Source organism: Pseudomonas sp. KT_2_4, assembly GCF_041410225.1.
GTDB lineage: Bacteria > Pseudomonadota > Gammaproteobacteria > Pseudomonadales > Pseudomonadaceae > Aquipseudomonas > Aquipseudomonas paracarnis.
Map to the genome: position 1 here is coordinate 3977138 of NZ_CP166962.1, position 12941 is coordinate 3990078.

Here is a 12941-nt window from a genome sequence, read left to right on the forward strand (position 1 = left end):
TTTGTCATGAGAGTGCCTGATTAAACTGCTCGGGTATTTCTTATTCCGAGTTACCTGTTCATGACGTCCCTCGCTGCCCCCGTCCTCCAGGCCGCAGCCAAACCTACGGCTCTGAGCCCACCCGTATTCGGCCCGCGCATCATCATCGGCTTGCTCGGCGTATTGCTGGCGGTACTGGTCTCCGGTCTCAACGAAATGGTCACCAAGGTCGCCCTCGCCGATATCCGTGGTGCGCTATACATCGGCTTTGATGAAGGCACCTGGCTGGTCGCCGCCTACACCGCCACTTCCGTGGCAGCCATGGCGTTTGCGCCGTGGTGTTCGGTGACGTTTTCCCTGCGCCGTTTCACGCTGTGCGCCATCGGCTTGTTCACCGTGCTGGGCATCCTCTGCCCGTTCGCACCCAACTACGAAAGCCTGCTGCTGCTGCGTACCGTGCAAGGTCTGGCCGGTGGCGCGCTGCCGCCGATGCTGATGACCGTGGCACTGCGTTTCCTGCCGGCCAACGTCAAGCTGTATGGCTTGGCCGGTTACGCACTGACCGCCACCTTCGGCCCCAGCCTGGGCACGCCGCTGGCGGCGTTGTGGACCGAATACGTCGGCTGGCAGTGGGCGTTCTGGCAGATCGTCGCGCCGTGCCTGCTGGCCATGGCGGCCGTGGCCTACGGTTTGCCACAAGACCCACTGCGCCTGGAGCGCTTCAAGCAGTTCAACTGGCGTGGTTTGCTGTTGGGCTTCCCGGCGATTTGCATGCTGGTGATCGGCCTGTTGCAAGGCAATCGCCTGGACTGGTTCGAGTCGGGCCTGATTACCTTCCTGCTGTGTGGCGGCACAGTGTTGCTGGCGCTGTTCATGCTCAACGAATGGTCACAGCCACTGCCCTTCTTCAACTTGCAGATGCTCGGCCTGCGCAACCTGGCGTTTGCCTTGATCGTGCTGGCCGGCGTGCTGATGGTGCTGACCTCGGTGATCATCATCCCGTCCAGTTTCCTCGCTCAGGTTCAGGGCTACCGGCCGCTGCAGACCGCACCGGTGATGCTGCTGATGGCGTTGCCGCAGTTGATCGCGCTGCCGCTGGTGGCGGCGCTGTGCAACCTGCGCTGGGTCGATTGCCGCTGGGTGCTGGGCATTGGCCTGAGTATGTTGGTGCTGTGCTGCCTCGGCAGTTCCCACCTGACCTCGGCGTGGATTCGTGACGACTTTTATGGCTGGTACCTGCTGCAGATTTTCGGTCAGCCCATGGCCGTGCTGCCGCTGCTGATGCTGTCCACCGGCAGTATCCAACCCATCGAAGGGCCGTTTGCCTCGGCCTGGTTCAACACCGTCAAGGGCCTGGCCGCTGTGATCGCCACTGCGGTGCTGGATACATTGACCACCCAGCGCGGGCATTTCCATTCAACCATGTTAGTAGACCGCCTGGGCAATTCGCCCCTTGCCGACGCTGACGCGCCGGGCCTCGCCCACCGCTTGCACGAGCAGACCGTGGTGCTGACCTCTTCGGATCTTTACGTCGTCATGGCCGGTGTCGCGGTGGCGTTGATCCTGCTGATTTTCTGGATGCCCACGCGGATCTTTCCGCCTCGCGCTCCGGCCTGACCACAAGGACTTTCCATGAAACGCAAAGATAAAATTGCCGTCTCCGTTATCGCCGTATTTGCCGTCGGTGTGCTGGTTTACCTGGTTGCGCCGGGCGTACTGGGCAGCAAGCACCAGACCACCAACGACGCCTTCGTCGCGGCGGATTTCACCCTGGTCGCTCCCCGCGTTGCCGGCTTTATCAAGGAAGTGCTGGTGGAAGACAACCAGCGTGTCAAAGCCGGGCAACTGTTGGCGTTGATCGACGACCGCGATTTTCGCGCCGCCGCCCAGGCCGCCGATGCCGACACCCTGGTCGCCCAGGCCCAGCTGAAAAACGCCAGCGCGACCCTGGAGCGCCAAAGCTCGGTGATCGCCCAGGCCCAGGCCACCGTGGCAGCAGATCGCGCCGAAGTGGCCTTTGCCGAACACGAACTGAACCGCTACAACCACCTTGCCGGCGTCGGTGCGGGCACCGTGCAGAACGCCCAGCAAGCCAAGACGCGCATCGACCAGGCTACTGCGCGCCTGGCTAAATCCACCGCCGTGCTGGCCGCCGAACGCAAGCAGGTGGAAATCCTCACCGCCCAGCGTGACGCCGCCGAAGGTGGACTCAAACGCGCCCAGGCCGCGCTGGAAATGGCCAGTTATCAGCTGTCTTACACGCGCATTGTCGCACCGGTGGATGGCATGGTCGGTGAGCGTGCGGTGCGGGTCGGCGCCTACGTGACACCGGGCAGCAAGATCCTTGCGGTCGTGCCGCTTTCTGAAGCCTATGTGGTGGCCAATTTCCAAGAGACCCAACTGTCGCATATGCACGCGGGGCAAGCGGTGCAAGTCAGCGTCGACAGCCTTGACGGCGAACTGCTCAAAGGCCATCTGGAAAGCCTTGCGCCAGCCACGGGAGTGACCTTCGCCTCGGTCAAACCCGACAACGCCACCGGCAACTTCACCAAGGTGGTGCAGCGTATTCCGGTGAAGATCGTGCTTGAGCCGAACCAGCCATTGACTGAGCGCCTGCGCGTGGGCATGTCGGTAGAAGCCAGCGTCGATACCCGGCCCGTCGAGCAGCAGCGTGAGGTGGCCCAGCAATGAAACACGTTGCCTGGCTCACCTTGAGCCTGATCACCCTGAGTGCCTGCACGGTCGGTCCCGACTTCCAGCGGCCCGAGAGCCCGCAGATCAATCAATGGAGCGAACCTCAGGGCCGACAAGCTGCCAGCCGTGCCGTCAGCGATCCCTTGCAGGAGCGCTGGTGGGACGTGTTCCACGACGCGCAGCTCTCAGCCCTGACACGCCGCGCCCTCAGCGATAACCTCGACCTGAAGTTGGCCAGCAGCCGCCTGCAACAGAGCCGCGCGGTACGTCAGGTAACCACCGCCGAGCGCTACCCGAATGTCGATGCGGGCGGCGGCTACCAGCGCAAACGTAACAGTGGCAAAGGCTTGAACGACCCCTCCGGCGAGAATGGCCGCGCAGCCTTCAACCAATGGGACATGGGCTTCTCGGCCTCTTGGGAGCTGGATTTCTGGGGCCGGGTCAAGCGTGAAACCGAAGCAGCCGACGCCACGCTGGAAGTTGCCGAAAACGACCGTCGCGCCGTGTTGTTATCGGTGCTGGCCGAGACTGCCCAGGACTATATCCAACTGCGCGGCGTCCAAAACACCCGTGCCGTCACCGAGCAAAACCTTGATGTTGCGCGCCACAGCCTCAAGCTCTCGCAATTGCGGTTGGCCGACGGCGTGGCCACCGACCTGGATGTGGCCGAAGCCGCCGCCCAGGTCGCGGCTATCGAAGCGCGCCTGCCGGATTTACAACAGCGCCAGGACCAATTGATCAACGCCCTTAGCCTGCTGATGGGCGAGCCGCCTCAGGCCTTGCACGCGCAGTTGTCCAAAGACGCTCCCGTGCCGCAAACCCAACGCCAGGTCGCGATCGGCCTGCCATCGGAACTCGCCGAGCGTCGCCCCGACATCCGCCAAGCCGAAGCCCGCCTGCACGCTGCCACTGCCAGCATCGGCGTGGCCAAGGGCGACTTCTACCCGCGCATCACCCTGTCTGGCAGCCTCGGCTCCCAAGCCATGCAGCTCTCGGATTTCGGCTCCTGGGGTTCCCGTGCCTTTGCCTTCGGCCCGCAGTTGAGCCTGCCGCTGTTCAACGGCGGGCGCCTGCAAGGCATGGTGGATTTACGCGAAGCCCAGCAACAGGAAGCGGCCCTGGCCTACCAGCAAACCGTGCTGCGTGCCTGGCATGAAATCGACGACCAACTGACCCGCTACAACGCCAGCCAACTGCGCCGCGACAGCCTCGCGGAAGCCGTGCGCCAGAACCAAATTGCGCTGACCACCGCCCAACACCAGTACGTCGAAGGCGTGGCGGATTTCGTCAACGTACTCACCGTGCAGAGTGCGTTGTTGGCGACTCAGGAACAGTGGGTGGAGAGCTCCACCGGCGTGTCATTGGCCATGGTCGGGCTGTACAAAGCGTTGGGAGGAGGGTGGGAGTCGGTGTATCCGTTGCAGGCCGCTGGGCGCTGAGTGAGAAAGAGTTTTTGTCAGTCGTCAAATAAGATGTAATGATAATTGCTCTCAATAACACTTCTGAGCTTTTCATGGGCATCGCGACTGACGGCCAGCAACAGCTTCACATCCTGTACCGCGACCATCACGGCTGGCTGCAAGGCTGGTTGCGCAAGCGCCTGGGCGACCGTGAGCAGGCCGCCGATGTGGCGCAGGACACCTTCCTGCGCCTGCTGGTGGCCGGGCGTTTCCCGGGTGACAAGGAAAGCCGCAGCTATTTGGCGCAGATCGCCCGTAACCTGGTGATCGACCTATGGCGCCGCCTGCGCATCGAACGTGCGTACCTGGAAAGCATCGCGCACCTGCCCGAGCCCGAGTCGCCTTCCCTGGAAACCCGCGCGCTGATCCTCGAAACCCTGATGCAGATCGACGCCATGCTCGACCGCATGCCCGACAATGTACGCCGTGCGTTTTTACTTTCGCAGTTCGAAGGCTTGAGCTATGCGCAAATCGCCGAACGCCTGGGCGTCACCGTCAGCTCGGTGCAGAAGTACATGACCCGCGCCATCGTCGCCTGCTACCAGGTGGTGTACGAAGAATGAAGCACGACGCGCCCATCGCCCCCGCGATTGTCGAGCAAGCCAGCGAGTGGTTGATGCTGCAATGGGGCGGCGAGCTCAAGGGCGAGCAGCGCCAGGCGTTTGCCCGCTGGCAGGCCGCTGACCCGGAACACCGCCGCGCCTGGCAGCGCTTGCAGCAGCTGCAACACACCCTGGGCGGTGTACCTGCCGACAGCGCTCGCGCGGTATTGCGCGACACCCCGGATACCCAACGTCGGGCCGCGCTCAAACTGCTCGGCCTGCTGTTGGTGGCCGGTGGCAGCGGCTACCTGGTGCAACGCAGCGAACCCTGGCGAGCGGCCTTTGCAGAGCTGCGTACCGCCACGGGCGAAATTCGCCATATGACCTTGAGCGACGGCACGCAACTGGACCTCAACAGTGACAGCGCCGTAGACCTGCGTTTCAGCGCTACCGAACGACGTATTCGGCTGATCCGAGGCGAGGTCTTGCTGACCAGCGGCCACGATGCCTCGCGCCCGCTGATCGTCGAAACGCCTGCCGGTGATGTACAGGCGTTGGGCACGCGCTTTGCGGTACGTGAATTGCCCGACGGCAGCCGTGTGGATTTGTATGAAGGTTGCCTGCGGGTCACGCCGTTGCAGGGTGCGCCGGTGCATATGCAGGCAGGGGACAGCCTGTGGTTCAACGCGCGTCAAAGCACCGCGTTGCCGGCAGTGAGCGCCAATGCCAGCAGTTGGACCGAGCATCGTCTGGTTGCCGAACGTCAGCCGTTGGGTGAGTTCGTGGCGCAACTGAGTCGCTACCGCCCGGGCCTGTTGCGCTGTGATCAGGCGGTGTCGAACCTGCTGTTGACCGGCGTGTTCCCGCTGAACGACACCGACGCGATCCTGGCCGCCTTGGAGCGTTCGTTGCCCGTGCACGTGCAGGCGGTGACCCGTTATTGGGTAACGATCAAGGCGCGGATCTGAAAATACTTTGTACAGGGCTTGTCGGTTTTTGCGGCCCGTTCGGGATACCTCTTGAAAGCCAATCAAGAAGCGTTCTCACGGGGAGTCCTGCCATGTCGCACCACCCAATCCAACCTTTGGCCCGCGCGCTGCGTCGTGGCCTGTTTGCCGGCCTGCTGGCAACGGCTCCTGTACTGCCGAGCATGGTTCAAGCCGAAGAAAGCACCGAAGCGCTGCGCAGCTATGACATCCCTGCGGGCAGCCTCGACCAGGCGTTGAACCGTTTCGCCAGTGCCTCAGGCATCCTGCTGTCGGTTGACGCTTCGCTCACCGACGGCAAGCGCAGCGCCGGCTTGAAAGGGCGTTATGGCGTAGGGTCGGGGTTGCAGCGCTTGCTGGCGGGCAGCGGTTTGGCGGCTGTGCAGTCCCAGGGCGGTTGGTCGTTGCAGGCCCTTTCCGGCGACGGAGCCTTGCAGTTGGGCGCGACCCAGATCAGCGGCCGGCAGGCGCAGGAAAGCGCCTGGGGTCCCGTGGACGGTATTGTCGCCAAGCGCAGCGCCTCGGGCAGCAAGACTGACTCGGCGCTGGTGGAAATCCCCCAGACCATCAACGTGATCACCGCCGCCGAGATCAAGGCACGCGGCGCCCAGAGTGTCACCCAGGCGTTGCTCTACACCCCAGGCATGAGCGCCGGCGGTTTTGCCGACCGGGTCAAATTGTTCGATGAGCCGACGTCACGCGGCTTCTCGCCTACGCCGTTGTATCTTGACGGCTTGCACTTGCCCTACGGCGGCGGCAGCACAGGCGGTGCGTTGCAGATCGAGCCGTATTCCCTGGAACGCATCGAAGTGCTCAAAGGCCCGGCGTCAGTGCTTTACGGCCAGAACCAGCCGGGCGGCATCGTCAATATGGTCAGCAAGCGCCCCAGCGAAACGCCGAGACACCAAGTGGTACTGGAAGCCGGCACCTACGAACACAAAAGCGCGGCCATCGACCTGAGCGGCCCGTTGGACGAGGAGGGGCAGTTTCTCTACCGCCTGACCGGCCTGGCGAATGACGCGCAAGACGAAATCAACTACGTCGAAAACAAGCGCCAGTTCATCGCCCCCAGCCTCACCTGGCGCCCCAACGACGATACCAGCCTGACCCTGTTCGCCCAGTACCAGAAAGATAAAGGCGTGCCCGAAGCCCAAGGCCTGCCGGCGTCCGGCACGCTGTGGGACAACCCCAACGGCAAGATCAAGCGCGATGTGTTTATCGGCGAGCCGGGCGTCAACCAGTACAACCGCGAGCAATACGTGCTGGGTTACGAAGTTTCCCATCGCCTCAACGACATCTGGACCCTTAAGCAAAACGCCCGTTACGCCGAGGTCGACGACCGCTACACCGCGCCCTTGCACGGCTACCGTTTCGTCGCCAACCCAAACACCGGCGTGCAAGACCAGCGTTACCTGCAACGCTTCGGCGTGGACTGGTCGCAGACCAACAAAGTGTTCGGCGTGGACAGCATCGCCCAGGCCGAATTTGACACGGGGGCGCTGTCCCACACCTTCATCGTTGGCCTGGACTACTACCATTCCAACTCGCAGTTCCATGGCCTGTACGACCGCAACCCGCCGATCATTGACCTGTTCAAACCGGTGTACGGCCAGCCCTTGAACTTCGGCCAACCGTACCGCTGGGATCGCACCATCACCCAGACCGGCCTGTATCTGCAGGACCAGATCAAATTGGATAAATGGGTACTGGTACTCGGTGGCCGCTATGACTGGGCGAATGTGGTGAACAAGGAGCCGATACAGGACACCCGCTTTGCCAGCAAAGACCAGGCGTTCACCGGCCGTGCGGGCCTGGTGTACCTGTTCGATAACGGCTTGTCGCCCTTCGTCAGCTATTCGGAATCCTTCCTGCCGCTGGCCGGCACTGATGCGAACCGAAAACCCTTCGAACCCTCCACCGGCAAACAGTACGAAGTCGGCGTGAAGTTCCAGCCACCGGGCCAGAAGAGCTTCATCCAGGCTTCTGTGTACCAACTGGACCAGGAAAACGTGCTGACCACCAACCCGGTGGATACCACCTTCAGCACCCAAAGCGGCGCCCTGCGCTCGCGAGGTGTTGAACTGGAAGCCAAGGCCGTCTTGAGCGATGCCTGGGACGTGGTCGCCTCGGCTGCGCGCAATGACGTCAAATACACCAAGGACAACGATGGCCGCCAAGGTCGCCACCCGGCCGGCATCTCCCCACTCACCGCCTCGATGTGGGTCAACTACACCGTGCTCGGCGACACGCCCTTGGCAGGGTTGGGCGCGGGCTTGGGCGTGCGTTATGCCCGTCAAAGCCTGGGCGACGACTACGAAGGCGCTTTTAATGTGCCGTCCTACAGCGTCTACGATGCAAGCCTGAGCTACGACCTGGGCGCCTCGCCGCTCAAGCTCAAGGGCGTGAAACTGGCGATGAACGTGCAGAACCTCAGCAACAAGACCTACGTCTCGCAGTGCACCAGTGATTTGGATTGCTACTACGGGGAAGGACGCACGGTGGTGTCGAGCCTGACGTACGATTGGTAACTTAGCGTTTAGGTGATATTTGCTGCGGCGCGCACCCTTCAAGGGTGCGCTCTGTTGCCGCCCTACACCAGGTCCGCTGCAAATCGTGTACACACATTGGAAAGCATGCGTACCTCGGCACCGCTACAGCCTGCCGCTTCGAAAAAGCCGGAGGCTTCTCGCACGACGGCATACATATCCGTGACGATGGACCTTGCTTCATCCGCCCCCAACCCAAAGCGTTCAGGCGTACTCAGCAAATTACTGACAGACGATACCCGGCCTTCATTGCCGATGATGAGCGCCTGCAAGCCTAGTTGGGTAGGGTGGGGCAACACGTCAAATACTGGCGCAAGGGAATAGCCCGAGGCGCTGGTCAGCAGCAGCCCGGTTTGTTTCAGGTGGTCGTCGCTATTGCCGATGAGCACGTTGAAGGCCATGCGCTTGTAAAGCTCGCGCATGTCAAAGGTGGCATCGTCGCAGACCTTCTTCAACACGTCGGCGATCCTGGAATAGGAAACGGCACCGTCAGCTGCATCAACCCGCATTCTTGGCTTCTGCGTGCTTACCAAAGAGTTGCAGCTGACATAGTGCTCGCGACCAGCGCCTTCATGTCGATCAAAACGCTCGACCATCAAGACCGGTTTGCCGGCGACCTCTACCAACTTGTGCCCGGCTGCGGGTAGACCTGCTGCATCCGCCATTTGAAGGCTGGCGAATTCCGCCCGTGGCTGGTCGAACACATCGTCGCTACGGCCGAGTTTAGCAATCCATTCCTTACCTTCATGAGTCACGGTGACCTTCGGCCTGGCGCCGCCCATGGAACTCCCAAACTCGAATAACCGTGCGATTTCCACGGGCAGGTCGACGTCACCTTTCTCGACTCGATCAAGGCCCACCATGATTTTCTCAAGGTCTTCGAATTGCGGGGGGTGGTGCAGGGTTGGCAGCTGGCTTCTTGACGCACTGAACAGCAGGCAACCCACTCCTGCTCCCCGCGATGCAAGCAGCCATTCAACTTCGTTTTGTGGATGCTGTTTGTGGGTCGCCAGCAGAACACGCCGGCCCCAATTGTCGGGCGTTGCGTCGTCGAGCACACCAAACATGCGCGTCGAGGAATACTGGTTAGGGGTCAGTGGCAAACTCAGCGGGTCAATCGCAAATGCGTCGGGCCGCGCGAGCCAACTGTTGGCGTAGCGAAAAACGAAGCCATTCCCATGCATGGCCACTTCGCCAACAGGGACCGGGTCACCGACTAAGTGAGCTGAAAAAACAAAGGCATTACCAATCGGCTTCCAGGACATCGTGTTCTCCTTCAGTGCGAATGCGCTCAGGCTCACGGGCAAGGCTCATGGTAATCCCAACCTGGTCAAGTTCTGGTGACGCAATGCTCGCCATACCTTCTTCCAGGTCCATCGCGCTAAGCACATTCATCAGCACGCCGAGGGATACGCCGGCCTCGCCCTGCCTCAGCCGCTGATACGTCTGCCGCGTAATGCCCGCGCGGCTGCATATGGTGGAAATTTTCAACCGGCGACGAATGCGGGCTATTTCGATACCGTTCCCGATACCTCTCATCAGCTCAGCGCTTCTCTCAGAGATGTACCCTTTGTGCGGGTAGGGTTTCGCTGTTTCTTGCATGATATATCACCCTTTAAAGCAACAAAGGTAACTTATATCATCCAAGCCTCTAAGGCCACCTGCAAAAAACCGGCTCGAGGCCGGCTTTTTGCAGGGTTGGAAGAATCAAAGGTTTTGCAAAAACACCACATACCCCCGAAACCACTCATCGGCCCCCAGATACCCCGGCTCTTGCCACTCCCCGCCCTGAATCAAGCCAATCTTGAACGGCACGCCCAGCCGATTCATCCGCGGCAAATACGCGGCATAGTCAGGGATGCTGTGACGCCCTTGATACGTCTGCACCACCACTTCATCCACCACGCCCTTGAGTTGGGCGATAGCGGCCGGGTCGGCGTTGCTGCTCCAGTCCATCAGGCCGGTGATGCTCAACCGCAGGTCGGCAGGCAGACGCTGGCGCAGGTCGCGCAGAAAATCGGCGTATTCGTGCAGATATTGGGTGCGGGCGTCGAAGTCGATCTGGATGCCGATCACCGGGTTGCCGGCGTCACGCCAGCGTTGCACCTGGCCCAGCACCTGGGTGTAGACCCGTTCCGGCCAGCGCAAGGTGTGGGCGCGGTACACCACCCAGACGTGGCCTTGAGTAATACGCGGCACGCTCATGCCCTGGGCGATCAATTGCACGCCGCGCTGGGGCGCGCGACGAGTGGAGTTGATCTGGCCTTGCAGGATGTACAAGGTTTTTGCCTGCTTGATCACCGGCTGAGGCTCGACGCCACTCCACAGCCAGAAGGCGTCATAGGCGCGGGCGTCCACGGCACCAAAAGCCGGGCTTGCCAGCAACAGCAAGCCCAGCCACAGCGGCTTCACCAGTAGTACTGCAGCGATTTGCCCCACTGGGTATCGGCAAAACCGCTCTTGAGTTGGCGGAACCAGGCTTTGCGCACCGCCGGCGCCACGTCTTCGCCGCCGCAGCTGTTGTAGCCGGCCGGCGCGTAGCAGTTGATGGCGCGGAACAGCGCATAAGCCTTGTCGGTTTTCGGCGCCTTGGCGTTGGCGATCACCTGTTTGTAGCCGTCCAGGCGCGAGAAGGTTTCACCCTTGAAGTCCGAGGCGGTACTGCCCAGGCTGCCGGCGGCGCGGGGTTGTTCCAACGGCATGCCGTCCAGGCCGTTGCGCAGGATGAACTCACCGAAGCAGTTCAACGCATGCGGGTTTTTGGCCTCGTTCTGCAAGGTCGCCGCGATTTGCGCGATGCTTGGGCAGGCGTAGCCGGATTCGGCCTTGTCGCCGTTCCATTGGAACAGCTTCAAGGTCTGGCCGCTGGTATAGGTGTAGCCCAGGCTGGTGCCGAGTTTGTCGTCAGAGAGCGAGGCCTGCTTGAGGTCATCGGCGAAGGTGGCGTACTGGCCGCGCAGCAGGTCTTTGTAGAGGAGCACGAATTGCGCGCTCTGACGCTCGGTCGGGTCGCTTGCGTTGGCGATCTGCTGGCGCAGCAGGTCGGGGCCTGCGACGTTACGCAGCAGGATGTAGCGCACTTGCTTGGCGCTGATCGGTGAGTCGGCGGCGAACACCTTGGCCAATTGGCCGCTGCGCTCGTAGTTCATGGCCAATGCCAGCTCGAGCTGGTCACGTTGCAGCGGTTGCTTGGCCAGCGGCAGCAGTTGCAGCCACAGGGCTTCGGCGGCCTTCCAGTCCTGCTTGGCTTCCAGAGCCAGGGCGCGCAGGGTCTGTTGGCTGAAGGCGAAGTAATCCAGGCTCGACGGCACATCCGCCGGCAGGTGCTTCAAGGCCGCGTCGGGTTGGTGTTCGACGTACAGGGCATAGCTGGCTTGCAGGAAGTCAAAAAGCGCCGGCTCACTGGCGAAGGTGCTCTTTTGCTTATCCAGGTCTTCACGGCTCAACAGCGGCGGGGTGTGGGCGCGCATCGCCATCAGGTCGCTGACCACTTGCAGCATCGGGCTGTTCGCCGCTTTATTGCCGACCATCAGCAACTTGAGGTCGGCCTCTTCCACCAGTTCGTCCACGCTCACATTGCGCTGGGCCTCAGTGGCCTCGGTGAACTGCCAAGTGAAGTCTTCGGCAAGCCTGGCGTCGTCGTTCGCCAGCCAGTGCACACGGCGCAACAGGCCACGGGCCGACGCAACGTAATCGCCCTGTGGATAATGTTTCAGGTAACTGAGAAAACCTTCTTCGGCATCGCTCAAGGCCGACTTATCCACATGCTCGCGTTGCGGCATGCCGTATTCGTCGAAGGCTTCGGCCTGGGCCTGATTCAGTGAAGTACGCGCAGTCATGTACAGCGCCGTTTCCTTCAGCCACGGCACATCGCTGGTGGCGGCGGCGGCGAACCCGCGCTCGGCGTAATCGAAACGCCCGCTGTAGAAGTCGCCGGCGGCCTGCAAATAGGTGCGAAACAACTGGGCGTTGGCCGAGGGGGTCAACTGCGCGTCCACGACCTGGCGGCTCCAGTCACAGGTGGTCAGCAGCTGCAGGCGTGCTTTTACCAACACATCGCGCTCGGCGGGCGGCATCTGGGCCTTGATCGCCTGGCTGATAAACGCCGTGGCGCTGTCATCGTCATTGCTGCGGCAACGGCTGCCTTCGCCATTCAGGAAGGCCTGGCCTGCGGTCTTGTACTCCTCGCGCTTGATGCCCAGGGGCTGGAGCAGCGTGTCGAGTTCGGCTGTGCGTGAATCGTCAGCCTTGTTGTCAGGCTCCTCATTCGTGGCCGGAACCGGCACCAGGCGGTACACCGGAAACGGCACCGGGCCAAAGCCTTGCGCCAAATCGTCTTCGCCTAAGGCATTGGGGGCCAGGGGCGCGGCTTTTTTGTCGGCCAGCAACAGGCGCAGGTTCACCCGGCTGTCGTTGCCAGGGCTGAGAAACGGCTGGTTGCTGCACGGCTCGTAGCTGTCACGCGATACCCGCCAATCGGGGTAACACGAGTCGTCAGAGCTGGCCTGGGCCGGTAGGGAAAAACCGGCCAACAGGGCCAGGGCCAGAGGTGACAGCAAACCGATGCGCATAACGTTTCCTTGATCCTGAGTCCTTGGAGAAGGGGCAATAATAGCCTGATCCGACGAGTGCTTCGGTGAAGGCCTACACAAATTGCTGATTTGTCCGATTCCAGCGGCGAGGCCAGGGCTTTTGGCCTAGAGTGGCGGTGTTTGCGCATAGGCAAGCAGGGTC

At 61.9% G+C, this 12941-nt stretch carries 10 protein-coding genes; 6 read left to right on the top strand and 4 right to left on the bottom strand.

Translation table 11 applies throughout. From position 1 onward, the window contains the following. Positions 1-60 precede the first annotated feature (60 nt). The 6 genes from AB9N64_RS18365 to AB9N64_RS18390 all read left to right on the top strand — a co-directional run bounded on the left by AB9N64_RS18365 (position 61) and on the right by AB9N64_RS18390 (position 8189). Complete coding sequence (locus AB9N64_RS18365; RefSeq protein ID WP_014716372.1) at positions 61-1596, top strand: MFS transporter; 1536 nt, start codon at positions 61-63, stop codon at positions 1594-1596. Positions 1597-1611: 15 nt separating this feature from the next. Then, on the top strand, positions 1612-2670 hold the full coding sequence (locus AB9N64_RS18370) for an HlyD family secretion protein (protein WP_014716373.1): 1059 nt from the start codon (positions 1612-1614) through the stop codon (positions 2668-2670). Continuing rightward, entirely contained in the window at positions 2667-4112 is a 1446-nt protein-coding gene (locus AB9N64_RS18375) for an efflux transporter outer membrane subunit (RefSeq protein WP_014716374.1), read from the top strand. Before AB9N64_RS18370 ends, AB9N64_RS18375 begins: the two co-directional genes overlap by 4 nt. A 74-nt stretch (positions 4113-4186) precedes the next feature. Next, positions 4187-4696, top strand: coding sequence for a sigma-70 family RNA polymerase sigma factor (locus tag AB9N64_RS18380; protein WP_014716375.1), 510 nt, complete (start codon positions 4187-4189; stop codon positions 4694-4696). After that, entirely contained in the window at positions 4693-5643 is a 951-nt protein-coding gene (locus AB9N64_RS18385) for a FecR domain-containing protein (protein WP_014716376.1), read from the top strand. The genes AB9N64_RS18380 and AB9N64_RS18385 overlap by 4 nt, the downstream gene beginning before the upstream one ends. A gap of 92 nt (positions 5644-5735) precedes the next feature. Beyond that, complete coding sequence (locus AB9N64_RS18390; protein ID WP_038448397.1) at positions 5736-8189, top strand: TonB-dependent siderophore receptor; 2454 nt, start codon at positions 5736-5738, stop codon at positions 8187-8189. Positions 8190-8251: 62 nt separating this feature from the next. Here the strand turns inward: AB9N64_RS18390 and AB9N64_RS18395 are convergent, their stop codons facing one another. The 4 genes from AB9N64_RS18395 to AB9N64_RS18410 all read right to left on the bottom strand — a co-directional run bounded on the left by AB9N64_RS18395 (position 8252) and on the right by AB9N64_RS18410 (position 12778). Continuing rightward, positions 8252-9472, bottom strand: a complete 1221-nt coding sequence (locus AB9N64_RS18395; protein ID WP_081339094.1) for a type II toxin-antitoxin system HipA family toxin — start codon at positions 9470-9472, stop codon at positions 8252-8254. Beyond that, the gene (locus AB9N64_RS18400; protein ID WP_014716379.1) at positions 9450-9809 is read right to left on the bottom strand and encodes a helix-turn-helix transcriptional regulator; all 360 of its coding nucleotides are present in this window, start codon (positions 9807-9809) and stop codon (positions 9450-9452) included. The genes AB9N64_RS18395 and AB9N64_RS18400 overlap by 23 nt, the downstream gene beginning before the upstream one ends. Before the next feature lie 105 nt (positions 9810-9914). Beyond that, positions 9915-10619 (bottom strand): DUF3142 domain-containing protein, encoded by a 705-nt coding sequence (locus tag AB9N64_RS18405; protein WP_014716380.1) that lies wholly within the window; start codon positions 10617-10619, stop codon positions 9915-9917. Continuing rightward, complete coding sequence (locus AB9N64_RS18410) at positions 10616-12778, bottom strand: outer membrane assembly lipoprotein YfiO (protein ID WP_371359591.1); 2163 nt, start codon at positions 12776-12778, stop codon at positions 10616-10618. The genes AB9N64_RS18405 and AB9N64_RS18410 overlap by 4 nt, the downstream gene beginning before the upstream one ends. Positions 12779-12941: the final 163 nt, after the last annotated feature.